Genomic DNA, 24,481 nt, shown 5'->3' with positions numbered 1-24,481 from the left:
ATGCTGAAGATTCAAAAATACGCTGCTATAGATATTGGTTCTAACGCAGTAAGATTATTAATTTCAAACATTATAGAGCAAAGCGGTAAACCGACCGTATTTAAAAAAAACTCGTTAGTACGTGTACCTATTAGACTAGGTGCAGATGTTTTTATTAATGGTAAAATATCTAAGTATAACCAGGAGCGAATGATAGATACCATGAAAGCATTTAGCTTACTAATGAAATCTCATGGTGTAGTTCGTTACAAGGCTTGTGCCACATCTGCTATGCGAGAGGCTAAAAATAGTGATACCCTTACAAAAAAAATCATTGATACCTGCGGTATAAGTATTGATATAATTGACGGAGAGGAAGAAGCAGCTATTATTGCGGCAACAGATTTAAGTACTTATATAGATGAAAATAAAACTTATCTCTATGTAGATGTAGGTGGCGGAAGTACAGAATTTTCTATTATTCACAATGGTAATAAAATAAAATCAAAATCTTTTAAAGTTGGTACAGTAAGACTTCTTAACGATATTGTAACCAGAGAAACTTGGAACGAACTAGAACAATGGATTAAAGAAAATGCTACAGTCTATGATAAAATAGATTTAATAGGTTCTGGTGGTAACATCAATAAAATATTTAAGATTTCTGGTAAACAGCTTGGTAAACCACTAACATATTTTTATTTAAGTAATTATTACCACAACTTACAACAATATTCATACGAAGAGCGTATTACAGAATTAAATTTAAACCAAGATAGAGCAGATGTTATTATTCCGGCTACAAGAATCTATTTATCTGCTATGAAGTGGAGTGGTGCCAAGGATATTTATGTTCCTAAAATAGGATTATCAGATGGAATAATAAAAAGTGTTTATTACGAAACTGTTTCTAGTGTAGTTGTATAGGAAGTTATAATGAATTTTACCGTTCAACTACTTTTTTTCTATTAAAATCTAAACATTTACTTCAATAGTATAATTTAATTTATATTCGTTATCTCAAATTAATATTATGAAGAAAATTTTACTTGCCTCAATACTGGTATGCTTTACAACAATTTGTTTAGCTCAAGAAGTTCGTTATGGTGTAAGAGGTGCACTTAATGTATCTAACCTAGATTTTGATCCTGATGCAACTTTCAATAATCAGCATAGAAATGGTTTTGCTTTTGCAGGTTTTGTAGATTATGGTTTTTCTGAAGATTTAGCTTTGCATACAGAATTGCAATGGTCTGCTGAAGGAGGAAAAGATGAAAGCCTAAGAGCAGATTACATACAAATGCCAATTTTATTAAAATTATCTACTTCAGATAGATTGTCTTTTATGGCAGGACCTCAGGTAGCCTTAAAAACTTGGCAAGACAATGATGGCTTTTCAACATTTGCATTTTCTGGTGTTGTTGGAGCAGAATATATGATAACAGATGAGTTGTTTGTTGATGCCAGATTTTCTTATGGATTAACAAACATCTTGGATGAAGATGACATACCAAATCTAGAAGCTAAAAATCATGTAATGCAATTTGGTTTTGGAATAAAGATTTAAAAGATAAATTGAAATAATTTTAAAGGCTTTAACTGTATGGTTAAGGCCTTTATTTTTTTATGAACTTTAGAGTTTTAGCTGAAGAATCCTCACCTACGAAACTAATAAAATAAACCCCAGAAAATATATCTTCAACATTAATAGAATCATTATTCAGAATAGATGATTTTACTTGTTTGCCTTCTATTGAATAAATCGAGTATTCAATAGTTTTTGATAATAGCTGATTGTCTATATTAAGCAAAAGCTTGTCTTCAACAGGATTTTGTAGTAAAGAAATATCATATCGACTCTCATCATATTCATCTATTGATAAAGAGGTATCTCCAAAAATTAACTTTGCACCTAATAAATCAGTTAAAATTAATGTAGAACCTTCATCTACAATCTCAAATTCGAAGAAGTTTGTAGTTTCACTAAATAATATGTCGTATAGGTATGAATTTTCAATTGCGTAGTTTCCACAATCCATCAATGTAGCTCCATAATCAATGATTGTAATATTGTTACCTCCATTAAAACTTGTATTATATTTAATGTAAAAGTCGTTACAACCTCCAAAACCCTCACCACTAGGATACATATAAAAACTATTAAAATCGATCTGATTTGAAAATGTGATAGAAGGACCATTCTCTAGTATTGGTATATCAATAATAGGATTTCCAGGAATATCTATATGATGCAACCACCATGTTGATACTAGTAAAGTGGTTGGTGGTTGTTTTCCAAATACCAATGAATTTCCATCTGTATTTGTTAAGGTTAAAACTTGGTCATCTCCCGTTCCTGTGATTGAATACGTTTGTATACAATCTAAACCACCATTACAATTTAATTCATTATAATAAAGTTCTTCGTAGATTGCATATGGTGCAGTAAGGCAATCGGCAAGCGTTGTTCCAGATGTGTTGATTGTAATTTCATTAGTATCTACAGAATAAGACCCGTTAGAGGCATTACAGCCATGGCCAGAACTAAAACTTAAAGTCCCAGGTAAATCGCCTGAATTGTTTGTAAATTCAAGACTAAAAACAGTGTAGCTATTAAAATAGTTAGGATGAGTTACACCTTCTTTAACGATATGGTCTAAATACCAAGTACCTATTAAATCACTTTGGCTAGAAGCGTTAAAAGAGATTAAAGCAAATAAACAGATTAAAGTGTAAATGTGTTTCATGGAAATTAGAGCTAATTATTGCTCTAATTTATAAAATATTACCCATGTACAGTTTCTTTTTTACCTAAATCTTTCATTATTTCTGCTTCATATTCAAGCAGTTGTTGCCATTTTTGGTCTACTTCTTTTCTGTCGCCATATTGCCTTGCAAAATTTAAAAACATAGTGTAGTGGTTAGCTTCGCTAATCATTAATTTTCTGTAAAATTTGGCTAGTTTTTTGTCCTCTAAATCTTCAGATAGTAATCTAAAACGTTCACAGCTACGTGCTTCAATTAAAGCTGCATATAATAATCTATGTACTAACTGTGTGGTTCTGCTACCTCCTTTTGGAAAAAACTTTAATAAGGCAAGTACATATTCATCTTTACGATCCCTACCAAGTGTCCAACCTCGTTCTAAGATAAGGTCATGCACCATTTTAAAATGACTCATTTCTTCCTCTACCAAATCAATCATTTCTTGCACTAGCTCTGTGTATTCAGGGAAGCCTACAATCAATGAAATTGCAGTACTGGCGGCTTTCTGCTCACAATAAGCGTGGTCAGTTAATATTTCTTCAATATTTTTTTCTACAATGTTTACCCATCTTGGGTCTGTTGGAAGTTTAAGACCTAACATAGTTTTAATAGTTTTCTGTTTGAATAAAGTTTGCTTTTCCTTTGTCGTTAATCAATATTTTGTGATGAGATACCTTATCAGTTTCAGGTATAGCATACATAACGTCTATGGCTACCATATTTATATAGCGTGGAGCATCATCTACTTGTATAGCGTTTAATATAGCAAGTTTATCAAAGTTATAAAGCTCTGAACCTTTTACCAGATTAGGATTAAATTTAAACGCTTTATTCGCTTTTTCCTTATCGAAACTTTTGTTATAGATGACCTTGTTATCCTTTTCAACTAAAATATCAAACTTAAAATTTCGATAATATGTTTGATAGTTAATGGTATCTTTTATTTTAGTTAAGAGAATGCTGTTGTCCATGTCAGTATAAGCTTTTTTTTTAACTCTAAAGCCATTGCTGAGTGTAGTGTCTACTTCACGCTCTAAATAGTTTTTGGGCTTATATATATCTACTTGTATAGAAACAGAATCCTGAAACTCTTTAATGTCTTTTTCTAATGCCTGAGTTTTGCTAATTCGGCCTTCACAGCTAGTAAAGCCAAGCACTATAATTAATAAAATACCAAGAAATATTCTCATACTATTATATGTCTAATCCGAAAGCTTTCTTTAGTAATTCTATATTTGGATTCTTCTCTTTTAGCTTTTCGTACTTTTCTCTTGGAGTAAAAGCATATTTTTTTGCTACTTCTTCATTTACTGTAATTTCTAAATGCAGATCATAGTTTTTTAACTTCTTTCGTAAATAGGCGAGAAGTGGAAACTGAGCACGCTCTAGCTCAATTTTATTGGTATTGTTAGAGTAGGTTAGGTGAATTGCAGTATTCTTTAATTTTGGCTTATCCATTTGAAGAATGGAAGCCAATATTTTTTCACCTTTTTTAGACACTGAAGCTGTATAATCATTCCAGGCTTCTGTTAGTGCTTCTTGAGTAACTGGTTCTTTAGGAAGATCCTCTTCGTCTATTACAACATCTAATTGACGTATTTGATGTTCTTTCTTCTTTCTAATGCTTTTTAAGGATAAACCAGAAGTCGATTTTTTTGCCTTATCAATTGATATTTTAGGAATTGTAACTGGCTCAGAAACTGTGTTAACCGGCTCTAATTCTTTCCTCTGAATATTTGGTTGTTGAGAAACAGATTTAGCTTCTTCTTTTGGCTTAGCAACAGGTACAGGTTTAATACCTTTTGCTTGAAAATAAGAAGGTGGAATTATGAAATGTCTATCATTTTTTTTTTCTCCATCAAAAGTGATAGAGGCTAATTGCATAAGTGTTAACTCAACCAGTAATCTTTGATTTTTACTTGTTTTGTATTTTAAATCGCAATCATTGGCAAGTTCAATGCCTTTAAGCAGAAAAGTGTTAGACGTTTTTCTGGATTGATCTACATATTTCTGTTTTGTTTCTTCGCCAACTTCTAGTAACTCTATAGTGGCTTGGTTTTTACAAACCATTAGATCTCTAAAATGTGAAGCTAAACCAGCAATATAATGATGACCATCAAAACCTTTTGATAGTATTGTATTGAATTGAACCAATAAATCAGGTATCTTATTTTCTAAGATTAAATCCGTACTTTCAAAATACGTTTCGTAATCTAATACATTAAGGTTTTCGGTTACAGCTTGTCTAGTCAAATTTTTACCAGAAAAACTTACAACTCTATCAAAAATTGATAAAGCATCACGCATTGCACCATCTGCCTTTTGAGCAATAATATGCAATGCGTCATCTTCTGCTTTTATGCCTTGTTCTTCTGCTATGTACTTTAAGTATTCTTTAGCATCAGTAACCGTAATGCGTTTAAAATCAAATATCTGACAACGCGATAAAATTGTTGGTATAATTTTATGCTTTTCTGTAGTTGCCAAAATAAAGATACAGTGTTTTGGTGGCTCTTCTAACGTTTTTAAAAAAGCATTAAAAGCAGCTTGAGAGAGCATGTGTACCTCATCTATAATGTAGACTTTGTATTTACCAACTTGTGGAGGAATCCTCACCTGATCGGTTAAGTTTCTGATATCGTCTACAGAGTTGTTTGAAGCGGCATCTAGCTCAAAAATATTAAAGGCGAAGTCTTCGTCTTCACTAGTGTTTCCATCGCTATTTATCATTTTAGCAAGGATACGTGCACATGTTGTTTTGCCTACACCACGCGGACCTGTAAATAATAAAGCTTGTGCTAAGTGGTTGTTTTCAATAGCATTAAGAAGTGTATTAGTAATGGCTTGTTGCCCAACAACATCCTTAAAGGTTTGAGGTCTGTATTTACGTGCCGATACTACGAAATGCTCCATGAAAAATTAACTGAATTACAAATTTAATAATAACCTCTAAATAGCCATTTCTTAAGATTAAAAATTAATAGGAGTTATTAACAATTTATGTAATTTTGACGGCTAGTAAATCGCCTTATCGATTCTAATTTAATTAGGGTAGGAAAGTCCGAACACCATAGTGCAAGCATAGTGGTTAACAGCCACCAGCCGTGAGGCTAGGAAAAGTGCAACAGAAAGGATGTACAGGTAATGCTGTAGTGAAATCAGGTAAACTCTATGCGGTGCAATGTCATGTATACCAACGTTTGAGGGCTGCACGCTCGATGTTGGAGGGTAGGCAGCTAAAGTTTGCTGGTAACAGTAAACTCAGATAAATGATAAGGGTTGAGACGATTACTGTCTCGATACAGAATTCGGCTTATAGGTTTGCTTAAATATAAAAAACCCTTTACTGAAATAGTAAAGGGTTTGTTTTTGGACTGAATGTTTTATTCCGGATAATAACTTAAATCTGGACGAATCTTGGCTTCTACTTCATTATATTTAGTTGCGAGCTTAATTACTTCCCAAAATGTAGCTTGGCTTTCATCTCCTAAAAGTTCGTCATCATCTTCACCATCTTGTGCTATGGCTAACTCACTTTCACCAGCTATAGAGACCATATAGTAACTTTCTTCGCTGCCAAATCCACTGTGGTATACTTCATATCCATTTTTAACACCTTTTGTTTCAAACATCTCTTTAATTTTTGCCATGCCTTCATTCATAGCTTTTGCGTTTTTTGGAGCGTAATACAAAAAGTGATATTCTCTTTCGTTTTTGTCTTTGGTAGTATAGCCTTCAGGAGTATATGATAACTCTGGTATAAAATGTATAATTTCATTACTGTGAGAATCATAGCACTCATCCATTCCCTCAAACATTTTACCCATTTCTTCTTCTCCAATTTTCTTTGCAAGACCTTCCATTGGGTTGGTGTCTAACTCAGCCATGTTCTTAATTGGTGATACATAAACATAACGACCGTCCTCCACACTAATGGTTGTCCAACTCATACCTTCAATTTTATTCTCGTCACAACTATTTTTTAGCTTCAGTGCTAGTTCTTCATATTTTTGCATCATTTCAAACTTTACATTGTCTGTATGTACTACAAACATTGTTGGTTGCTCTTCTTCTTGTGAATTTGAAAAGTTTACAGTAAAAACTGTAATTAAGAGAATTAGTAATCCCGTTTTTAAATTCTTCATAATAAATTGATTTAATTGGTTAGTAAATTATTTAATAGCAAGTACCAACAGAGGTTAATTAAATCGAAGATAAACAGGGCTGTTTATTTGTCTAAAAATCAGAAGATTATATCGCTAATGTAGTGAAAAAATAAATTTAGGATTTATACTACAAATTGAGGTATATAAAATTTGAGTGTTTTTAGTGAATTTAATGAGTGAAAAGGGCTGCTATTTAACAAAAAAACTAAACATATTCCCACCATATTTTTTAAAATGAGAATAATGCTCTAAGTGGCTTAAATCTGTGTGTTTAGAATGTTCAATGATTAAAAGCCCTTCGTCTTGAAGTAAGTTGTTTTCAAAAATTAATTGAGGGATTTTTGAGAATAGTTCTACCTCAAAATCATATGGTGGATCAGCAAAAATTATACTGTATTGCTGGTTATTGTTTTCTAAAAACTTAAAGACATCACTTTTTATTGTTTTTATAGGCATATCAAAGTTTTCTGCCGTACTGTTTATAAATTTTATACAGCCATAATTGTCATCTACCGCTGTAATGTCTTCTGTACCTCTAGAAGCAAATTCGTAACTTATATTTCCTGTTCCTGAAAATAAATCTAATACAGAGATGTCGTCAAAATAATATTGATTATTCAAAATATTGAATAAAGCTTCTTTTGCCATGTCTGTAGTTGGACGAACAGGTAGTTTAGCAGGTGCTACAATTTTTCTGCCTTTATATGTTCCAGAGATTATTCGCATTAAAACGTGTTTAGTATCAAATAGGATTTGTGCAACTTTTGTGTGTCGATTTTTTCTGAGAAGTTATATGTAAAGTTTAATTTGTCAAACTCTACATGTCTTACATAAGTATACAGTAAACTATATAATTCATCATTTTTATGAATATTGCCACTTAGCTGGATTATGGTAGTTTCTACATCGAGATTAAGCTGTTCAAAAACAAATAAAACATAGTATATGAAATCTTCTTTGCTATGATACTCAAAAATGTTAAATAATTGAAGCTGTTTTTTGTCTAATACAGCAATTTCAATAGTATTACTATTTACGTGTAGATACACTTCTGTAGTATCACTCTCGTGCTTTTTTTGCAAAAGCGCATCGATTAAAACAGTAGAAGAATGTTTGTAGGTAAACTCGCCGAAGGTTTCAAAAATATAATTATTGATATTTATATATGGTATATATACGTTTACACTTTCATTCACAATAATATCATCATGTGTAATGTAATCTGTTTTTAGAATTTTTGTATTAAATTTTAAATAGTCTGCCTTGTTGTTTTCGTTAAAGAGTGCTTTTGGCACTAGTGTAGACAGTTCATTTTGATGTATAACAGTGATACTATCAAATTCATCTGAAAATACAGAGTTGGCACTTAACTCGGTTTTTAGACGATTTAGAACATCAAAAGGATTGAGCTTGTGATTAAACTCAATACTATTAAGAAACTCAATTGTGTTAGAGGTTCTGTTTAGTATACAAAAAGAAAGCCCATTCAAATTAACTTGAATGGACAGTTCTTTAATGTTATTTTTAGTCAAAACTATTCCTTTGTTGAAAGGTCTTTACCCCAATTTCCGCTAGTATTAACTTCTTCCATAGAACCAATTTTTACAGATTCTCCTTTAACACCAGCAATAGAAACTGCTTGCTTTTCCTTTTCTATTAAGTATTTTTCTTGTCCATCTAATACAATGGCTTTGTCAACACTTGCTTCAAATACAGGAATTTCTTCTAATTTACCTGCTTTTAAAGTAAATTTAGCTCCAGGCTTACCAACACCAACATCAGCCATGTTTTTATAACGACTATCGCCTTTAAAAATAGAGTCCTTTACATTCCAATAGTTTAATGTATCAATTAAGGTAATAGTTTTAAAGGTTTCAACTCCACCAAATGCTTTTGTACGCTCTTCATCAAGTACAGTACTATCTCTTCTTTGTGTAATAGGAATACTGTCGTTTTCTACAAAATCTATTAGCTTATCAAAGCTACCAGCATATTCTCCTTTTACTTCTTTGTATGCAATCTGAGAATCTCTAATATCTACTAATCTATCAATTACAACTTTGTAACGCTCAACCTTCAACTGATTGAATTGTATTTCCTTGTATACTGACATAAAAGTAATGTACCCAAGAAAAATAATAAGTGCCCAAAGTACCAAGTTAATTACTGGTTTTAATTTTTTAGGAACAAATTTGTCAATTACCCATACAATAAGGATGGTTAAAATTATAATACCAATTATAGCTGCAATTATCATTTTATAGTTTTTATTAATTAATTAGCTTTCTCGCAAATCTACAATTTTTTTTTATTGGGAAAAACTATCTAAATAAAAATCATTCAAATTTCAAATAGGTTTTTTTATGATAGTATAATAATGGTATATTGCTCATAATTTAATTCTATATGATTACTAATGCTTCTGCATTTTATACACTATTAAAGTCTAAGTTTCCATTTGCTCCAACTTCTAAACAAGACATGGTCTTAATGCAATTGTCTCAGTTTATTTTTGACAAGTCTTCAAATCAGACTTATTTGTTAAGAGGATATGCTGGTACTGGTAAAACAAGTATTGTAGGAACAATTGTTAATAATTTATGGCAAGCAAAAAAAAGTGCTGTACTACTAGCACCTACAGGACGAGCTGCTAAGGTCATCTCAAATTATTCCAAAAAAGAGGCTTTTACAATACACAAGAAGATATACTTTCCTAAAAAAGAGAAGGGTGGAGGTGTAAAATTTGTTATGCAGCCCAATAAGCACAGAAACACCATATTTATTGTTGATGAAGCTTCAATGATACCAGACACACCATCTGATTCAAAATTGTTTGAAAACGGATCTCTTCTAGATGATTTAATGCAATATGTATACTCAGGTCATCAGTGTAAGCTATTGTTAATAGGTGATAAAGCACAGTTGCCACCTGTAAAATCAGATTTAAGTCCTGCTTTAGATTCTGATAAGTTAAGTCTTAATTATAACAAAGATGTTTCTGGTGTAGAGCTAGATGAAGTGGTACGACAAGAACAAGACTCTGGTATTTTAGAAAATGCTACAGAACTGAGATCTACTTTAGAATCTGGATTTTATGAGAGCTTCAAATTTAATGTTACTCCGTTTAAGGATATTGTAAGATTAGTTGATGGTTACGAAATTATGGATGCCATTAATGATGCATACAGTAGTAATGGTTATGAAGAAACTGCAATAATAGTCCGTAGTAACAAAAGAGCAAATCTTTATAACAAGCAAATAAGAGAGCGCATTCTATTTAATGAAAGTGAGTTGTCGGCAGGAGATTACCTTATGGCAGTTAAGAATAATTACTTTTGGATTAAACCAACAACCGAAGCTGGTTTTATTGCCAATGGCGACATTATAGAAGTGCTAGAAATCTTTAGTATTAAAGAATTATACGGCTTTAAATTTGCTGAAGTCAAAGTAAAAATGGTCGATTATCCTAGAATGCGACCTTTTGAAACCGTCTTACTTTTAGATACAATTGATGCAGAAAGCGCGTCGTTAAGCTACGATGATTCTAACAGACTATATCAAGAAGTAGCAAAGGACTATGCCAATGAGACCAGTAACTACAAGCGTTTTTTGGGTGTTAAAAACAATAAATATTTTAACGCATTGCAAGTAAAGTTTTCTTATGCAATAACCTGCCATAAGTCTCAAGGTGGCCAATGGGATACTATTTTTGTAGAACAACCATACTTGCCAAATGGCATGGATAAAGATTACTTACGCTGGTTGTACACTGCAGTAACACGAGCAAAAGAAAAACTTTATCTCATAGGTTTTAAGGACGAAATGTTTGTTGAAAACGGCGTCAATTAAAAGAGAAAACTTTATTTTTGAATACCGATAAAGCAGATATATGAAGATTATATCCATGATTCCTGCACGTTACAGTGCTTCTCGTTTTCCAGGCAAATTAATGCAAAATTTGGCCGGAAAATCAGTAATACTCAGAACCTACGAAGCAACAGTAGCAACAAATCTTTTTAGTGAAGTCTATGTTGTAACAGATAGCCATATTATCTACAATGAAATAGTTGATAATGGCGGAAAAGCTATAATGAGCCAAAAAGAACACGAATCTGGTAGTGACAGAATTGCAGAAGCAGTAGCTAGTGTAGATTGTGATATTGTTGTTAATGTACAAGGAGATGAACCTTTTACAGAAGCAGAAAGCTTAAGAAAAGTACTAGAGGTCTTTAAAGAAGACCAACAAAAAGAAATTGATTTAGCATCTTTAATGGTAGAGATCACAGATTGGAACGAAATCAATAACCCAAATACTGTTAAAGTTATCGTAGATCAAAATAACTTTGCTTTATACTTTTCTAGAAGCCCAATTCCTTTCCCGAGAGATAAAGAAGCAGGAGCGCGTTATTTTAAGCATAAAGGAATTTATGCTTTTAGAAAACAAGCTTTATTAGATTTTACCGTTTTACCAATGCAATTTATTGAAGCAACCGAGAAGATTGAATGTATTCGATATTTAGAATATGGTAAAAAAATTAAAATGGTTGAAACCCAAGTTCAAGGTGTAGAGATTGATACTCCAGAGGATTTAGAAAGAGCTAAAAAATTGTGGAAATAGACTATAGCAACATAAAAGTAATTGGCTTTGATGCTGATGACACACTTTGGGTTAACGAAACCTATTTTAGAGAGGCAGAAGAAGAGGTTGGTCGTTTGTTGTCGCATTACGAGACACCAAATAAAATAGACCAAGAACTTTTTAAAATGGAGATGAAAAACCTTTCAACCTACGGTTATGGTGTAAAAGGCTTTGTATTATCTATGATAGAGTTGGCTATTGAATTATCAAATGGAAGCGTTTCAAATGAAATTATAGGTAAGATTTTAGATATTGGTAAAAATATGATTAATAAACCTATTGAATTATTAGACGGTGTTGAAGAAGTTTTAAAAACTTTATCTAAAGATTACAAATTAATTGTTGCAACTAAAGGCGACCTGTTAGATCAGGAGCGTAAACTGGAAAAATCAGGACTTTTAGATTACTTTCACCATATTGAAGTGTTGAGCGAAAAACAAGAAGCCAACTACGATAAGTTGTTAAAACATTTAGACATTAAACCTTCAGAGTTTTTGATGGTTGGTAATTCGTTAAAGTCAGATATTTTGCCATTAGTAAATATTGGAGCAGAAGCCATACATGTTCCTTTTCATACAACTTGGCAACACGAAAAAGTAAACAAAAAAGACACAAACGGATTAGAGTATAAAACAGTTGAGAGTCTAAGCGATATTTTAAATATTTTAAAATGAAATATATAGACGTTGATTCCTGGAGCCGAAAACGGTTATATAATCATTTTATGCAATTACAAGACCCTTATTTTGGTGTTGTTGTACCGTTTAATGTTACAAGAGCATTTGAGTTTTCTAAGGAGAATAACGTAAGTTTTTTTGTTAAATACTTACATGATTGTATGAAGGCTATCAATGCTGTAGATAATTTTAGATACAGAATAATTGATGATAACATTGTAGATTTTGAAGTTATACATGCTTCTGCAACAATAGCGCGAGAAGATAATACCTATGGTTTTTCGTTTATAAACTATAGTGAAGATTTAGAAGAATTTATTAGTTCTTTCAATAAAGAAAAACAAAGAATCCAAAGCTCAGATGAGTTGTATCCTCCTGTAAATGGTCAGGATTGTATACATTGTTCTGCATTGCCTTGGTTTCAGTTTTCAGGACATAAAGAACCTTCTTCTGGTAATATAGAATCAATACCAGAATTGGCGTTTTCAAAATTTAAAAAAGAAGGAAATCAATTAATAATAAATGTGTCTATACATGTTAACCATGCATTAATTGATGGTTATCATGTTGGGCAGTTTGTTGAAATATTTCAAAATAATTTAAATACTTAGGTAATACCAAGTTTGTTATTATTTTTGTTAAAGATATATAAGAGTAAATGATATATAAAAATTTTCCAATGGTGTCTAGAATTGTTTTTGGACGCGGAAGTTTTAATCAATTAGATGAAATTTTAGCTACTAAACGAAATGGACGAAACGCACCATTCATATATTATGTAGATGACGTTTTTAAGGGCAACCATTGGTTAACCTCAAGAATTACTTTGTCTTATAAGGACAAGATTATTTACGTACCTACCAAAGAAGAGCCTAAAACGTCTCAAATAGATCAATTAGTAGAAGATATTATTCTAGAATATAGTGAATTACCTTCTGGCATCATAGGAATAGGTGGAGGTATTGTTATGGATGTTGCTAAAGCAGTATCTCTAATGTTAACCAATAAAGGTCAATCGAAAGATTATCAAGGCTGGGATTTAATAAAAAATCCAGCAATATATCATGTTGGTATTCCAACAATTTCGGGTACCGGAGCAGAAGTGTCTAGAACAACAATACTTACTGGTCCAGACCGCAAACTGGGTATTAATAGTGATTATACACCTTTTGATCAAGTTATTCTAGATCCAGAATTAACTAAAGATGTTCCAAAAAATCAATGGTTTTACACAGGTATGGATTGTTTTGTTCACTGTGTAGAATCTCTTAACGGAACGTATTTAAATGCTTTTAGTAAAACCTATGGAGAGAAAGCTTATGAGCTTTGTCAAGAAATTTTCTTAAGTGATAATTTGACTGAAGAAGAATCTCAAGATAAACTAATGATGGCTTCTTGGCATGGTGGTATGAGTATAGCATACTCTCAAGTTGGTGTTGCACATGCTATGAGTTATGGCTTAGGCTACCTTTTAGGTGTAAAACATGGTATAGGAAATTGTATTGTTTTTGATCATTTAGAGGACTATTACCCTGAGGGAGTTGCTATGTTTAAGAAAATGAAAGAAAAACATGGTATTGAATTGCCAAAAGGTATTTGCGCAGACTTAGATGATAATCAGCTTAATACTATGATAGATGTGGCACTGAGTCTGGAACCTTTATGGGAAAATGCTATTGGCAAAAACTGGAAAACTAAAATTACCAGAGAAGTACTTCTAAAGCTCTACAAAAAGATGTAAGATGCGTTGGGCAGCCAAATTTATTTATTTTAAACTCTTAGGATGGAAAATTGTTGGTAATACAAACTTTTCAACAGATACAATAAAGAAGGCTGTAATTATTGGAGTACCTCATACAAGTTGGCACGACTTTTATATAGGCATTTTATTACGAAAAGTAGCGGGAGTTAAAACCAATTTTGTAGCTAAAAAAGAATTATTTCGTTGGCCTTTTGGTTATTATTTTAGAGCTGTTGGCGGAAAGGCATTAGATAGAACTTCGGGTCAGAATAAAGTTGAAGCTATTGCTAAATTATTTAAGGATGAAGAAGAGTTTAGATTAGCTCTTGCTCCAGAAGGAACACGTAAAAAAGTGGAAAAATGGAAAACAGGTTTCTACTATATTGCTAAAGCGGCTAATGTGCCAATCATCATGTTTACTTTCGATTTTAAGAATAAGCAGAATAAAGTATCGGAACCGTTTTATCCAACAGATAACATTGAAGACGATTTTAAATTTATGAAGGCTTTTTACAAGGGTGTAGAAGGTAAAGTAAAAAAATATAGTTAAATATTTGGCATAAGATTTGTTTTATATAATATGCAATGAAACATAAAGTAAACTATTAAGTCCCTAAAAAGAAACATTGCCTCAAAAAGCTATCGATTTAATTCGGTAGCTTTTTTTCTACGATATATTTATTGAGAAGACGGTTTGTTTGCGATTGTAATTTCTTTTTAAAAAAACCTGTACCACCTAATAACCAACCTTTAAAACCAATAGCTTGTTTTGCCCAAGTATGAAGATTGAAATGGTCTGTATGCTTAATAATTAAACCATCTTTAAATTCAAATGCAGCATCAATCTTATTATGAACCTTTCTTCCCGTTTTACTAAAAGTATAAAAAGCTTCCCAATGTGCTGAATTTTCAGTAATATTTGAAGCTTCAACTGTAAAATCCTTTCCTTTCTGTGATTCGCAAAGCATGTGCCACATAGCACCAGCTTTTTTACCTTCTAAAACACCAAAGGCAGGATCTTCAAAAACAACATCCTTATGATAGCATGAAGTCATTTTATTAGCATCGAGTTGATGAAATGCCTTATAAAAATCAGAAATTAAATTTCTCATAATCAATGTTTTAAATAATTAATTTGAGTTTTTTAGAACTTTTTTAAAACCCACCTAATCATAATTACGTAAGTAAAGTACAAACAAAAAACTTATTTAATCATGAAAATTCAAAATGTAATGAAAATTCGAAATTCTAAACTAATAGCAACCTTAGTTATTATGGTATCATTTTTAGCGACTTCTTGTAGCGATGATGATAGCAATAATAATGGAGATGACGGAACAATTAGCCTTTTTGCCTCAAACAATTCTGATGGTAATATTACTGTGTATGATGTAACATCTTCTCAGAGTATTACATCAAAAACCTTAATTACCACTTCTACTGCTGCTGACGGTGTGTATTATAACAGTAGTACAGAGTCTGTTTTTCAAGCATCAAGATCTGGAAATAATTTAGAAGGATTCATGGATGTGGATGACCTTGTAAGTGGTTCAGTAATAAATGTTGGTGTAACTGGTACTAGCGACATGATGAGTCCTCGTGAAGTTGCAGTTAATGGCAATTTATTTGTGGTAGCTGATAATGCAGATGTTGATGGTGATACCAATACGCCAGATGGTAGATTGTATGTTTATACAATGTCTAATGGAAGTTTTTCACTTAGAAATGTAATTACTACAAACTTTAAACTTTGGGGAATTACTTTTAACGGAAACGATTTATATGCTGTAGTAGATGCAACTAATGAATTAGCGATTTTTACAAACTTCTTATCAAATACATCAACAACCACATTAAGTGCATCTAAGCGTATTGTTATTGAAGGTATTGTAAGAACTCACGGTATTACTTACGATGCTGGTTCGGATGTTTTAGTGATGACTGACATTGCTGAAGCTTCAAACGGACAAGATGATGGTGGTTTTCATGTAATAGAAAATTTCACCAATAAATTAAATGCGACTTCTAACGGAGGAACCTTAGCGTTATCTAGCCAAACACGTGTTTCTGGTAGCTCTACATTATTAGGAAACCCAGTAGACGTGGCTTATGATGCAGATTCACAAACAGTTTATATAGCCGAAGCAGGAAATGGTGGAGGAAGAATTTTAGCTTTCAATAACATTGGTGCTGGTGGTAACTTAACACCGTTTTTTAATAGTGCTTTAGCATCGGCTTCGTCGGTGTATTTATCTAACAATTAATATTTTTTTGAGTTTTAAAATTGTTATGAGAAAGAAAAAGGCTTCCTTTAATTAGGAAGCCTTTTTTATTTAAAATATAGAGCACATTTGTATTATACAGAGATACAATGGCATGCCTAATGTAATATTGAATGGAAACGTAATAGCTAACGCCATTGGTAAATACAAACTGGGATTTGCTTTTGGCACAGCAATTCGCATTGCTGCAGGTACGGCAATGTATGAGGCACTTGCTGCTAGTATGGCAAATAATAATCGATTTCCTTCACTTTGTGTAAAAATAGAACTTACTACAGCTACTAAGCTTCCGTTTAGTATTGGAATAATTATAGCAAATATCAATGCAAACCATCCTTTTTTAAGAAATGATGATAATTTTTTACCACTTGTAATTCCCATATCTAATAAAAAAACAGCCAAGAAACCTTTAAAAATATCGGTAGTAAATGGTTTTATACCTTCAGCTTGTTGCTCGCTTGCCAAAAAGCCAACCATTAAACTCCCTAAAATTAAAAGTACACTACCATTGGTTAAGGCGTGTTTAGCAACTTTTCCCATAGATATTTTGATGGAGTTTTCTTTATCGTACATTGAAATAAGTAAAAGGCCTATAATTATTGAAGGAGCTTCCATCAAAGCCATTACTGCCACCATATGGCCACCAAATGTTATTTGCTCAATCTCAAGAAATGAAATTGCCGTTACAAACGTCACAGCGCTGACAGAGCCATAAGAAGCGGCAATAGCACCTGCATTAGCTACGCTAAACTTACGTCTTAAAATAAAATATGTGTACACAGGTACTACTATTGCTAAAAATACACCAAACAAAAGTGACCAAATTATTTCTAAATTAAGATCACTATGAGAGAGTTCTTGTCCTCCTTTAAAACCAATGGATAAAAGCAGGTAGAGTGAGATGAATTTTGAGGAGTTAGCAGGTATTTCTAAATCACTTTTTAGTTGTACTGCAATAATTCCAAGGAAAAAGAATAGTAATGCAGGGTTTGTTAGGTTATCAAATAATAGATGTAAATCCATTGTAGAATTATTTCAGAAAGAGTATTTTAGTTATTATTATTTTACAAACGAAATATTAAGTTTGCCATTAATAACCACATTGTAACCTTCTTTTCTAGCAACTGAAATGTAGTCTTTAGCTATTTGTTTCTCCCTTAAAAGTTCATCAATTCTACTATTCTCATATTTTGTATCGGCCTTTTCTTGCCCTATACATAAACTTAGTCTTTGAAGCTTGTGAAAGTTTATTTTTTCTTCAATAAGTACATTTATTAAAAAATCAGCTTCTGAGGGTCTAAATAAACCTTCTACCAAATTAACCTCTTGGGTTGCCTTTTCGATTTTGTCTTGTTTTTTTGTGTTTGACATCTTAATACTGGATTAGTGTTATTTAATTTCTGTAAGTTTTATAAAGCAAATGCTTGATATTATAAAGGCACATATGGTTATGTATTCTATAAAAATATTATCATTCACATAGGATAGTGTAATGAAGCCAGATAATATTATTAAAGTCATAGCCACATAAATTTTAGTTCTTTGAGAAACCTTTTTTTCATATAACTCAAATTTTTTTGGATTGGTGTTAGACTCAATTCTTTCCATTTTCATTTTGAATAATTTTTAAACATGGGACAAAATTGAAACAATTTTTTTATTTATTTTTATATATATATTTAATCATATCTATAAATAATATTTATGAATTACACTTTACATCAATTACAAATATTTCTAAAAATCACTCAGTTAAAGAGTATTACAAAAGCTTCTGAAGCTTTATTTTTAAGTCAGCCAGCAGTTTCAATTCAACTAAAAAAATTTCAAGATCAATTTTCTATACCGCTCACAGAAGTGGTTGGAAGACAACTTTACGTTACAGATTTTGGATTGGAAATTGCAGAAGCAGCTGAAAAAATTCTTAATGAGGTAGATGCTATAAATTACAAGACAATGGCTTTTAAAGGACAAGTTGCTGGCAGATTAAAAATTTCAGTAGTATCTACAGGTAAGTATGTTATGCCATACTTTTTATCAGACTTTACAAATAAAAATAAAGGTGTTGATCTTATTATGGATGTTACTAACAAGCAAAGTGTTGTTAAAAGTCTTGAAAATAATGAAGTTGATTTTTCTTTAGTTTCCATTATACCAGAACAACTGAACCTAAATAGAGTAGAGCTTATGGAAAACAGACTTTATTTGGTTGGTGGTACTAAAAAGAAATTTAATCAAAAGGTATCAAAGAAGAAAATTTTTGAAAACTATCCAATGCTATATAGAGAAGATGGTTCCGCTACACGAAATGCAATGGAATCTTTTATTGCAAGTCAAAACATCAGTACACCAAAACGCATGAAACTTACCTCTAATGAAGCATTAAAGCAAGCTGTAATAGCAGGCTTAGGGTACTCAATTATGCCGTTGATAGGTATAAAAAATGAATTAAAAAACGGTGATTTAAAAATTATTCCATTCAAAGGGTTGCCAATTGTAACAAATTGGAATCTAGTCTGGCAAAAATCTAAAAATCTTTCGCCTGTAGCTCAAGCTTATTTAGAATTTATAAATAATGAGAAAGATAGAATCATAAAGGAGAATTTTGATTGGTACAAGGCTTACTAGATCTTTTTTATCGCTAAACATGAAAAGTCCTTACATAAAAATGTATTTTTTATATGAGTAAGTTGTATAATTAATATTGGTAAATTTAGTTAGAGACTTAATTTTTAAATAAAGTAATTAATTATAGTACTTTTCAATTTGTTTATTAAATGTATTTAATCTAACAGAATTTAAAAACAAAAGACACTCTTTTACATAATCATAATAGGAAAATGCTTTCATTCCATGGTCACCATTTTTCAATGTTATAAGATAGTATGGTTTGTCTGATTTTTTTAGATGATTGGCTATTGCTTTTGATCCAAATAATTTTAAATAACCTGGTTCAGTTTCTATACAATTACGATGAAAACCAACATCATAAGGAACAATTGAATCTTTAGTACCGTGAAAAAGCTGTAAAGGTATGTCAATTTTATCTAGACAGTTTAAGGATCTTATAGCCCCAGATCTACTTATTACACCCTTGAATTTAATTTCTTGAGATATTGTTTTTTCCTCAATTAAATAGAAAAGATTTAAAATGGCCTCAGCTCCAGCACTTATACCACTAATAAAAATTTTATCAGTATTAATATGAAGTTTATGCCTGTTCTGCAATATGTAGTTAATTGAATTGTATATATCCTTAGAAGCAATATCAAAAGCTCTTATTTTATCTGAGGCAGATATTTTACAGTTATCATTAAATCCCTTAAGACCAAGTCTGTAAGAAATGGAAATAGTAGCATAGCCATTTTTTCCAAAGTCTTCAGCAAGCTGTATTATTTCTTTACTGTCTTTTTTTCCTTTAGAAAACCCACCACCATGTATATAAATTATTGTAAAATCATTTGGTTTTTTTGGTTTGTAATAATCAAAACTGAGATTTTCTTTATAAATATGAGTAGTCCTAGTTGTATAACGAAGTGTAGATATATCTTCTCTTTTTTTACATGCTAAAAAAAATAGAAAAGAAATAATTAAAATTTTTTTTAATTGTGTTATCAAACCTACTTTTTTGATATTTTATTATATGTTTTTAGAATTGAGTTATACAAAAACGTATTTGTCTTTACATAATAAAATGAAATGAAACATACGGTTGCTAAAAATAAAATAGCACCTACAATAGCCTGCCATGGTAATAATGTTTTACCTATAATTTGATGTAGTCCTATACCTGTAAAACTTCCATAAATGATAATAAAATGAATAACATATATAGACAAAGTTTTTTGCCCAATCTTAAGTAATAAAGGCTGTTTTATATAGTTTTCAAGCGCATAGAAAATAGCAAACAATACAAATACATTTCCTAATCTGGTAAAGAGATAGTTATAATAAGCAACATCTTTAAGTAGCTCTAAATCTGTTAGATAGTATAGTTGCATTAAAAGCCATCCTGATTTAAATATCAGAATAAATCCGGAAAAAATAAAACCTATGATTATGCCTAGTTTAAACTTTGGTCGTTCTAAATATTTATAGAATATCGTGGCTATAAATGCACCAAAGGCAACATAACCAAACCAAGGAATGATGTTAAATATAGAACCATAATCTTTAGTAAGCCAATTGGCAAAAACCTTTGGAACATCAGGTAAATCTAAATATCTGTAAAGAGGTTCGGTAAGAAATATTGTAAATCCTAAAAGACACATCAATATTGAAAATAAGAGTGTTTTTTTGAAGGTTATTGTATAAATGCCAACTACAAGTATTAGAGATAACCCAATGCACTGTAAAACATCAACAAGTAAGAAGTAAGGTGAATCAAAATCTCCATATAACCATTGAAATATTGGTGCTCGAAGAAGATAACCTATGCCAATAAGAAGCAAACCTCTGTAAAACCCCTTTTTCATTCTATAGGCAACATCTCCACTTCGCTTTGCTTTAATTAATAAGTAAGAAAATATTAATCCTGAAATGGTGAAGAATGTAGGAGCAGTTATTCCTCTAAAGTATTTCCAAATTGAAAAAGCCAAGTTACTATCATCTCTATAAGATACATCTAGGAGTGTATCTATAAAATGACCTTGTAGCATCATTAAGATAGCAAAGGCTCTTACGACATCAATAAAGTAAAGACGTTTTTTATTCAATTGTTGGTTGATTGAATAACAAAGATAGGATTTAGTGTTTTAATCCCTTTTTAAAAAGGTGAAAGTTCTAAAATTTAGGCAAAAAAGAAGAGGGCAGAAGCCCTCTAAGATTATTGCGTAAGTATATTATTTACTCTGCTGATTCTTCCATTGTGTGATATACATTTTGCACATCGTCATCTTCTTCTAGTTTTTCAAGAAGCTTCTCAACATCTTCTGCTTGTTCAGCTGTTAATTTTTTTGTCACTTGTGGAATACGTTCAAATCCAGAGGAAATAATTTCGATATTGTTTTCTTCTAAGTACGATTGAATATTTCCAAAACTTTCAAAAGGTGCGTATATCATAACGCTTGTAACTTCATTTCCATCTTCATCCTCATCAGTATCTTCGAAAATTTCTTCAACACCAAAATCTATAAGCTCTAATTCTAATTCTTCTAAGTCTAAATCATCACCTTTTATTTTAAAATTACAGGTATGATCAAACATAAAAACTACAGAACCTGATGTTCCCAAACTTCCATCACATTTATTAAAATAGCTACGAACATTAGCTACTGTACGCGTATTGTTGTCGGTCGCAGTTTCTATGAGTACTGCAATACCATGTTGTGCATAGCCTTCAAAAAGTACTTCTTTGTAGTCTCCTTGGCTTTTGTCTGATGCACGTTTTATAGCACGTTCTATATTGTCTTTTGGCATGTTTACAGACTTGGCGTTCTGTATTACAGCTCTTAAACGAGAGTTACTATCTGGGTCTGGCCCACCTTCTTTTACTGCCATTACAATGTCTTTACCTATACGAGTAAAGGCCTTACTCATAGCAGACCATCGTTTCATTTTTCTTGCTTTTCTAAACTCAAAAGCTCTTCCCATAGTGTTTAAAATTTATTCGCGTAAAAGTAATTAAATATGTTAATTATTTAAAGTCTATTCTTCGGCTTCTACAATAGCTTCTATTGCTTGTGCTAAAGCAAAATCTTTTTGTGTTACTCCACCTGCATCATGTGTAGATAGTGATATGTTTAAAACATTGTACACATTGCTCCAATTAGGATGGTGATTCAATGCCTCGCACTCAAAAGCAATTCTGCTCATGGCACTAAAGCAATCCTTAAAGTTGTCAAACTCCAATTCTACATGTATAGCATTATCATAATATTCCCATTCTGGAAAGCGAAGCAATTTCTTTTCGATAGTAGATTCGTCTAGTTTCATGTGTTAATATTTATTTTTTTTAAAGGTCACATGGAACACCCAATTGACATTCTTCTGTGTGTATATAAATTAGTCATGGGTGTTTCATAGATTGAATTATTAATTATCCGAAATTAATAAAATACCATGTGGTTGTCAAGCTTATTTTATAAGTTCTTCTAAAACCTTATCACTTGTTATTTGAAGATGCTTCGGTAATTTATTAAACTTTGGTAATACAGCCAGGTAACGGTCGTCATTAGTTGTGTAAACATGTTTCAGTGATACCTTTTTAGGACTAATTGCTTTTAAAATCTGCTTTACAAATTCATCATGATGTACTAAATCTGTACTGCCTAAATGAAATATTCCGTATTTCTCACGGTTAATGATATAATGAATTTGTTGTGTTACTTTCCTATCTAGTGTGACATTCATAATAAGATTAGGAAAAATTTCAACCGATTCGTTCTCAGAAATAAAAAGTTTCATTTCTTGAATTCTTGGACATTGCTGTCCAAAAACCATTGGTAATCTTAATACAGCTACTTGCTTTTTTGGTAACCGCAATAGCATGTTTTCAATCTTTATTTTGAAATGACCATAGATGCTATGGCTCAACGTTTTGTCTAACTCGTAACTTGGATATTTGCTATAAGCATCAAAAACATTAGCAGAGGATAAGAAAATAATTTTTGTGCCATACTCTAATGCGTATTCTGCGATATGCTGATGTGCAATAGTCTGTGCATTAAAATCTCCTCTTATAGCTGAAATAACAATTGTAGGCTTAGTGGCTTCTAAAATTTCATATACATCGTCTTCTTCTACATTATAATGGAAGAATTGTTTATTGCTCTCAAATATTTTTTTTGGAGTTCTATAGGTACCAAAGGTTTTAAAATATGGTCCTAGCTCTTTGTAAATTGCGTTACCAATGTATCCGCTAGCACCAAGAATAAGGATTCTGTGTTTACTTAAATTCTTCTTCATTAATTCCTACAACCTAATTCTTAAAAACGTTTTACCCTTTGTAAAATGGTAATTTTACAACAGTAGCAGGAATCGCTTTTTTACGCACCTGAATATTTATCTTACTATCTACTTTAGAGAAAACTTTAGGTACATAGCCTAATCCAATTCCTATGCCTAAACTCGGGCTCATAGTACCAGATGTAACATTACCAATGGTATTACCGTTGTTGTCTACAATATCGTAACCTTGACGAGGAATACCTCTTTCATCTAATTTAAAAGCAACTAATTTACGCTCTGGTGTACGTTCTTTTTCTGCTTGTAAAGCTTCACTGTTTGTAAATTCTTTGTTGAATTTGCAAATCCAACTTAAACCTGCTTCTATTGGAGACGTAGTATCATCTATATCATTTCCATATAAACAATAACCCATTTCTAAACGTAATGTGTCTCTTGCAGCTAATCCAATTGGTTTAATCCCAAAGTCAGCACCAGCTTCTAATACTTTATCCCAAATTTGCTTTACTTCAGAGTTTTTGCAGTAAATCTCAAAACCACCACTACCAGTATAACCAGTAGCAGAAATAATTACATGCTCTATACCTGCAAAATCACCAACCACAAAATTGTAGAACTTTATAGCAGACAAATCATGGCTAGATAAAGATTGCATCGCTTCAACAGCTTTTGGACCTTGAATTGCTAAAAGCGAATAATCTTCACTCAAATCTCGCATATCTGCACCAACGTCATTTTTTGAAGTAATCCAGTTCCAGTCTTTTTCAATATTACTGGCATTTACAACGAGTAGATAAGTTTCGTCTTTAACTTTATAAATAATTAGATCATCTACAATTCCACCATCATCATTTGGTAAGCAACTATACTGTGCTTTTCCTATTTCTAATTTTGATGCGTCATTACTCGATACTTTTTGAATGAGCTCTAAAGCATGAGGACCTTCAATTAAAAATTCACCCATATGAGACACATCAAAAACACCAACTGCTTTACGCACAGTTTCGTGTTCTATATTTACACCTTCGTATTGTACTGGCATATTGTAACCTGCAAAAGGAACCATTTTAGCTCCAAGAGCAATGTGAGTATCAGTAAGTGCTGTATTTTTCATGTTAGATTTATTTATAAGACTAAAAATTTGATGCGCAAAATTAAGGAATTTTATGAGTAACTATTAAAAAACTAATCACCAATCATTAACGTTTTTATTGTTAGGTGAAGAAAGCACAGGTATGCCTATATGAGATGCAAATGCAATAGTTTTGATAAACTATGTTAACATTAAATGTATTGTTGTAATTAAATAGTAATTTCACAAAAAA

Annotated in this window: 28 protein-coding genes and 1 other RNA gene; 11 read left to right on the top strand and 18 right to left on the bottom strand. The window is 31.6% G+C overall.

Features of this window, described 5'->3' with window-relative positions:
• Window positions 1–906, top strand: a complete 906-nt coding sequence (locus tag V1468_RS09495; protein WP_331810002.1) for a Ppx/GppA phosphatase family protein — start codon at window positions 1–3, stop codon at window positions 904–906.
• 106 nt (window positions 907–1,012) lie between these two features.
• Window positions 1,013–1,546 (top strand): porin family protein, encoded by a 534-nt coding sequence (locus V1468_RS09490; protein WP_331810001.1) that lies wholly within the window; start codon window positions 1,013–1,015, stop codon window positions 1,544–1,546.
• A gap of 49 nt (window positions 1,547–1,595) precedes the next feature.
• Here V1468_RS09490 and V1468_RS09485 read toward each other — a convergent pair whose 3' ends face one another.
• Genes V1468_RS09485 through dnaX form a run of 4 tightly spaced genes read right to left on the bottom strand, consistent with a single transcriptional unit; the run spans window position 1,596 to window position 5,658 of the window.
• Complete coding sequence (locus V1468_RS09485; protein ID WP_331810000.1) at window positions 1,596–2,726, bottom strand: META domain-containing protein; 1,131 nt, start codon at window positions 2,724–2,726, stop codon at window positions 1,596–1,598.
• 38 nt (window positions 2,727–2,764) lie between these two features.
• Window positions 2,765–3,346, bottom strand: a complete 582-nt coding sequence (miaE, locus tag V1468_RS09480; protein WP_331809999.1) for a tRNA-(ms[2]io[6]A)-hydroxylase — start codon at window positions 3,344–3,346, stop codon at window positions 2,765–2,767.
• Between the two features lie 4 nt (window positions 3,347–3,350).
• A complete protein-coding gene (locus tag V1468_RS09475; RefSeq protein ID WP_331809998.1) occupies window positions 3,351–3,935 on the bottom strand; it encodes a hypothetical protein in 585 nt (194 codons plus the stop codon).
• Window positions 3,936–3,939: 4 nt separating this feature from the next.
• Window positions 3,940–5,658, bottom strand: coding sequence for a DNA polymerase III subunit gamma/tau (gene dnaX, locus V1468_RS09470; protein WP_331809997.1), 1,719 nt, complete (start codon window positions 5,656–5,658; stop codon window positions 3,940–3,942).
• 102 nt (window positions 5,659–5,760) lie between these two features.
• Between dnaX and rnpB the strand changes: the two genes are divergently transcribed.
• Window positions 5,761–6,077: RNase P RNA component class A (gene rnpB / locus V1468_RS09465), an RNA gene on the top strand.
• A gap of 51 nt (window positions 6,078–6,128) precedes the next feature.
• Here the strand turns inward: rnpB and V1468_RS09460 are convergent.
• The 4 genes from V1468_RS09460 to V1468_RS09445 all read right to left on the bottom strand — a co-directional run bounded on the left by V1468_RS09460 (window position 6,129) and on the right by V1468_RS09445 (window position 9,168).
• Complete coding sequence (locus tag V1468_RS09460) at window positions 6,129–6,890, bottom strand: hypothetical protein (protein ID WP_331809996.1); 762 nt, start codon at window positions 6,888–6,890, stop codon at window positions 6,129–6,131.
• Between the two features lie 210 nt (window positions 6,891–7,100).
• Window positions 7,101–7,637 carry an RsmD family RNA methyltransferase gene (locus V1468_RS09455; RefSeq protein WP_331809995.1) on the bottom strand — a complete coding sequence of 179 codons (537 nt, stop codon included), beginning with the start codon at window positions 7,635–7,637 and terminating at the stop codon, window positions 7,101–7,103.
• Window positions 7,637–8,443: a DUF3822 family protein gene (locus V1468_RS09450; RefSeq protein ID WP_331809994.1), complete on the bottom strand. Its 807-nt coding sequence runs from the start codon at window positions 8,441–8,443 to the stop codon at window positions 7,637–7,639. Before V1468_RS09450 ends, V1468_RS09455 begins: the two co-directional genes overlap by 1 nt.
• Before the next feature lie 2 nt (window positions 8,444–8,445).
• Window positions 8,446–9,168: a hypothetical protein gene (locus V1468_RS09445; protein ID WP_331809993.1), complete on the bottom strand. Its 723-nt coding sequence runs from the start codon at window positions 9,166–9,168 to the stop codon at window positions 8,446–8,448.
• 149 nt (window positions 9,169–9,317) lie between these two features.
• Here V1468_RS09445 and V1468_RS09440 point away from each other — a divergent pair, with 149 nt between their 5' ends.
• Genes V1468_RS09440 through V1468_RS09415 form a run of 6 tightly spaced genes read left to right on the top strand, consistent with a single transcriptional unit; the run spans window position 9,318 to window position 14,518 of the window.
• The gene (locus V1468_RS09440) at window positions 9,318–10,760 is read left to right on the top strand and encodes an ATP-dependent DNA helicase (RefSeq protein WP_331809992.1); all 1,443 of its coding nucleotides are present in this window, start codon (window positions 9,318–9,320) and stop codon (window positions 10,758–10,760) included.
• Window positions 10,761–10,800: 40 nt separating this feature from the next.
• Window positions 10,801–11,529: a 3-deoxy-manno-octulosonate cytidylyltransferase gene (kdsB, locus tag V1468_RS09435; protein ID WP_331809991.1), complete on the top strand. Its 729-nt coding sequence runs from the start codon at window positions 10,801–10,803 to the stop codon at window positions 11,527–11,529.
• Entirely contained in the window at window positions 11,520–12,224 is a 705-nt protein-coding gene (locus tag V1468_RS09430; protein WP_331809990.1) for an HAD family hydrolase, read from the top strand. The genes kdsB and V1468_RS09430 overlap by 10 nt, the downstream gene beginning before the upstream one ends.
• A complete protein-coding gene (locus V1468_RS09425; RefSeq protein WP_331809989.1) occupies window positions 12,221–12,838 on the top strand; it encodes a CatA-like O-acetyltransferase in 618 nt (205 codons plus the stop codon). The genes V1468_RS09430 and V1468_RS09425 overlap by 4 nt, the downstream gene beginning before the upstream one ends.
• 47 nt (window positions 12,839–12,885) lie before the next feature.
• The gene (locus V1468_RS09420; protein WP_331809988.1) at window positions 12,886–13,968 is read left to right on the top strand and encodes an iron-containing alcohol dehydrogenase family protein; all 1,083 of its coding nucleotides are present in this window, start codon (window positions 12,886–12,888) and stop codon (window positions 13,966–13,968) included.
• Window position 13,969: 1 nt separating this feature from the next.
• Window positions 13,970–14,518: a 1-acyl-sn-glycerol-3-phosphate acyltransferase gene (locus V1468_RS09415; RefSeq protein WP_331809987.1), complete on the top strand. Its 549-nt coding sequence runs from the start codon at window positions 13,970–13,972 to the stop codon at window positions 14,516–14,518.
• Window positions 14,519–14,615: 97 nt separating this feature from the next.
• Here the strand turns inward: V1468_RS09415 and V1468_RS09410 are convergent, their stop codons facing one another.
• Complete coding sequence (locus V1468_RS09410) at window positions 14,616–15,080, bottom strand: nuclear transport factor 2 family protein (RefSeq protein WP_331809986.1); 465 nt, start codon at window positions 15,078–15,080, stop codon at window positions 14,616–14,618.
• A 102-nt stretch (window positions 15,081–15,182) separates the two neighbouring features.
• Here V1468_RS09410 and V1468_RS09405 point away from each other — a divergent pair, with 102 nt between their 5' ends.
• Window positions 15,183–16,232: a hypothetical protein gene (locus V1468_RS09405; RefSeq protein WP_331809985.1), complete on the top strand. Its 1,050-nt coding sequence runs from the start codon at window positions 15,183–15,185 to the stop codon at window positions 16,230–16,232.
• A gap of 69 nt (window positions 16,233–16,301) precedes the next feature.
• Here the strand turns inward: V1468_RS09405 and V1468_RS09400 are convergent, their stop codons facing one another.
• Genes V1468_RS09400 through V1468_RS09390 form a run of 3 tightly spaced genes read right to left on the bottom strand, consistent with a single transcriptional unit; the run spans window position 16,302 to window position 17,864 of the window.
• Complete coding sequence (locus V1468_RS09400; RefSeq protein WP_331809984.1) at window positions 16,302–17,273, bottom strand: sodium-dependent bicarbonate transport family permease; 972 nt, start codon at window positions 17,271–17,273, stop codon at window positions 16,302–16,304.
• 36 nt (window positions 17,274–17,309) lie between these two features.
• Complete coding sequence (locus V1468_RS09395) at window positions 17,310–17,621, bottom strand: hypothetical protein (protein WP_331809983.1); 312 nt, start codon at window positions 17,619–17,621, stop codon at window positions 17,310–17,312.
• An 18-nt stretch (window positions 17,622–17,639) separates the two neighbouring features.
• Window positions 17,640–17,864 (bottom strand): hypothetical protein, encoded by a 225-nt coding sequence (locus tag V1468_RS09390; protein ID WP_331809982.1) that lies wholly within the window; start codon window positions 17,862–17,864, stop codon window positions 17,640–17,642.
• A 90-nt stretch (window positions 17,865–17,954) separates the two neighbouring features.
• Here V1468_RS09390 and V1468_RS09385 point away from each other — a divergent pair, with 90 nt between their 5' ends.
• On the top strand, window positions 17,955–18,878 hold the full coding sequence (locus V1468_RS09385; RefSeq protein ID WP_331809981.1) for a LysR family transcriptional regulator: 924 nt from the start codon (window positions 17,955–17,957) through the stop codon (window positions 18,876–18,878).
• Window positions 18,879–18,995: 117 nt separating this feature from the next.
• Here the strand turns inward: V1468_RS09385 and V1468_RS09380 are convergent, their stop codons facing one another.
• From V1468_RS09380 to gcvT, 6 genes are all read right to left on the bottom strand, one after another.
• Entirely contained in the window at window positions 18,996–19,868 is an 873-nt protein-coding gene (locus tag V1468_RS09380; RefSeq protein WP_331809980.1) for a carboxylesterase family protein, read from the bottom strand.
• 2 nt (window positions 19,869–19,870) lie between these two features.
• Window positions 19,871–20,965, bottom strand: coding sequence for a heparan-alpha-glucosaminide N-acetyltransferase domain-containing protein (locus V1468_RS09375; RefSeq protein WP_331809979.1), 1,095 nt, complete (start codon window positions 20,963–20,965; stop codon window positions 19,871–19,873).
• A 130-nt stretch (window positions 20,966–21,095) separates the two neighbouring features.
• Window positions 21,096–21,842 (bottom strand): YebC/PmpR family DNA-binding transcriptional regulator, encoded by a 747-nt coding sequence (locus tag V1468_RS09370; protein ID WP_331809978.1) that lies wholly within the window; start codon window positions 21,840–21,842, stop codon window positions 21,096–21,098.
• A 54-nt stretch (window positions 21,843–21,896) separates the two neighbouring features.
• Window positions 21,897–22,184, bottom strand: coding sequence for a 4a-hydroxytetrahydrobiopterin dehydratase (locus V1468_RS09365; protein ID WP_331809977.1), 288 nt, complete (start codon window positions 22,182–22,184; stop codon window positions 21,897–21,899).
• 141 nt (window positions 22,185–22,325) lie between these two features.
• On the bottom strand, window positions 22,326–23,156 hold the full coding sequence (locus V1468_RS09360) for a sugar nucleotide-binding protein (protein ID WP_331809976.1): 831 nt from the start codon (window positions 23,154–23,156) through the stop codon (window positions 22,326–22,328).
• A 31-nt stretch (window positions 23,157–23,187) separates the two neighbouring features.
• On the bottom strand, window positions 23,188–24,270 hold the full coding sequence (gene gcvT / locus V1468_RS09355; protein WP_331809975.1) for a glycine cleavage system aminomethyltransferase GcvT: 1,083 nt from the start codon (window positions 24,268–24,270) through the stop codon (window positions 23,188–23,190).
• Between the last annotated feature and the right edge of the window lie 211 nt (window positions 24,271–24,481).

The organism is Winogradskyella poriferorum (genome assembly GCF_036553625.1).
GTDB classification, from domain to species: Bacteria; Bacteroidota; Bacteroidia; order Flavobacteriales; family Flavobacteriaceae; genus Winogradskyella; species Winogradskyella poriferorum.
The sequence above is the reverse complement of the archived record's forward strand: the minus strand, read 5'-3'. Positions and strand labels throughout refer to the sequence as shown.

Bases quoted from the DNA above. Each gene is read 5' to 3' on its own strand.
- V1468_RS09420 (WP_331809988.1), top strand. From the start codon at position 12,886: ATGATATATAAAAATTTTCCAATGGTGTCTAGAATTGTTTTTGGACGC.
- V1468_RS09490 (WP_331810001.1), top strand. From the start codon at position 1,013: ATGAAGAAAATTTTACTTGCCTCAATACTGGTATGCTTTACAACAATT.
- V1468_RS09360 (WP_331809976.1), bottom strand. From the start codon at position 23,156: ATGAAGAAGAATTTAAGTAAACACAGAATCCTTATTCTTGGTGCTAGC.
- V1468_RS09455 (WP_331809995.1), bottom strand. From the start codon at position 7,637: ATGCGAATAATCTCTGGAACATATAAAGGCAGAAAAATTGTAGCACCT.
- V1468_RS09475 (WP_331809998.1), bottom strand. From the start codon at position 3,935: ATGAGAATATTTCTTGGTATTTTATTAATTATAGTGCTTGGCTTTACT.
- V1468_RS09415 (WP_331809987.1), top strand. From the start codon at position 13,970: ATGCGTTGGGCAGCCAAATTTATTTATTTTAAACTCTTAGGATGGAAA.
- V1468_RS09410 (WP_331809986.1), bottom strand. From the start codon at position 15,080: ATGAGAAATTTAATTTCTGATTTTTATAAGGCATTTCATCAACTCGAT.
- miaE (WP_331809999.1), bottom strand. From the start codon at position 3,346: ATGTTAGGTCTTAAACTTCCAACAGACCCAAGATGGGTAAACATTGTA.
- dnaX (WP_331809997.1), bottom strand. From the start codon at position 5,658: ATGGAGCATTTCGTAGTATCGGCACGTAAATACAGACCTCAAACCTTT.
- V1468_RS09440 (WP_331809992.1), top strand. From the start codon at position 9,318: ATGATTACTAATGCTTCTGCATTTTATACACTATTAAAGTCTAAGTTT.
- V1468_RS09370 (WP_331809978.1), bottom strand. From the start codon at position 21,842: ATGGGAAGAGCTTTTGAGTTTAGAAAAGCAAGAAAAATGAAACGATGG.
- V1468_RS09365 (WP_331809977.1), bottom strand. From the start codon at position 22,184: ATGAAACTAGACGAATCTACTATCGAAAAGAAATTGCTTCGCTTTCCA.
- V1468_RS09425 (WP_331809989.1), top strand. From the start codon at position 12,221: ATGAAATATATAGACGTTGATTCCTGGAGCCGAAAACGGTTATATAAT.
- V1468_RS09405 (WP_331809985.1), top strand. From the start codon at position 15,183: ATGAAAATTCAAAATGTAATGAAAATTCGAAATTCTAAACTAATAGCA.
- V1468_RS09400 (WP_331809984.1), bottom strand. From the start codon at position 17,273: ATGGATTTACATCTATTATTTGATAACCTAACAAACCCTGCATTACTA.
- V1468_RS09495 (WP_331810002.1), top strand. From the start codon at position 1: ATGCTGAAGATTCAAAAATACGCTGCTATAGATATTGGTTCTAACGCA.
- V1468_RS09460 (WP_331809996.1), bottom strand. From the start codon at position 6,890: ATGAAGAATTTAAAAACGGGATTACTAATTCTCTTAATTACAGTTTTT.
- V1468_RS09385 (WP_331809981.1), top strand. From the start codon at position 17,955: ATGAATTACACTTTACATCAATTACAAATATTTCTAAAAATCACTCAG.
- gcvT (WP_331809975.1), bottom strand. From the start codon at position 24,270: ATGAAAAATACAGCACTTACTGATACTCACATTGCTCTTGGAGCTAAA.
- V1468_RS09390 (WP_331809982.1), bottom strand. From the start codon at position 17,864: ATGAAAATGGAAAGAATTGAGTCTAACACCAATCCAAAAAAATTTGAG.
- V1468_RS09445 (WP_331809993.1), bottom strand. From the start codon at position 9,168: ATGATAATTGCAGCTATAATTGGTATTATAATTTTAACCATCCTTATT.
- kdsB (WP_331809991.1), top strand. From the start codon at position 10,801: ATGAAGATTATATCCATGATTCCTGCACGTTACAGTGCTTCTCGTTTT.
- V1468_RS09395 (WP_331809983.1), bottom strand. From the start codon at position 17,621: ATGTCAAACACAAAAAAACAAGACAAAATCGAAAAGGCAACCCAAGAG.
- V1468_RS09485 (WP_331810000.1), bottom strand. From the start codon at position 2,726: ATGAAACACATTTACACTTTAATCTGTTTATTTGCTTTAATCTCTTTT.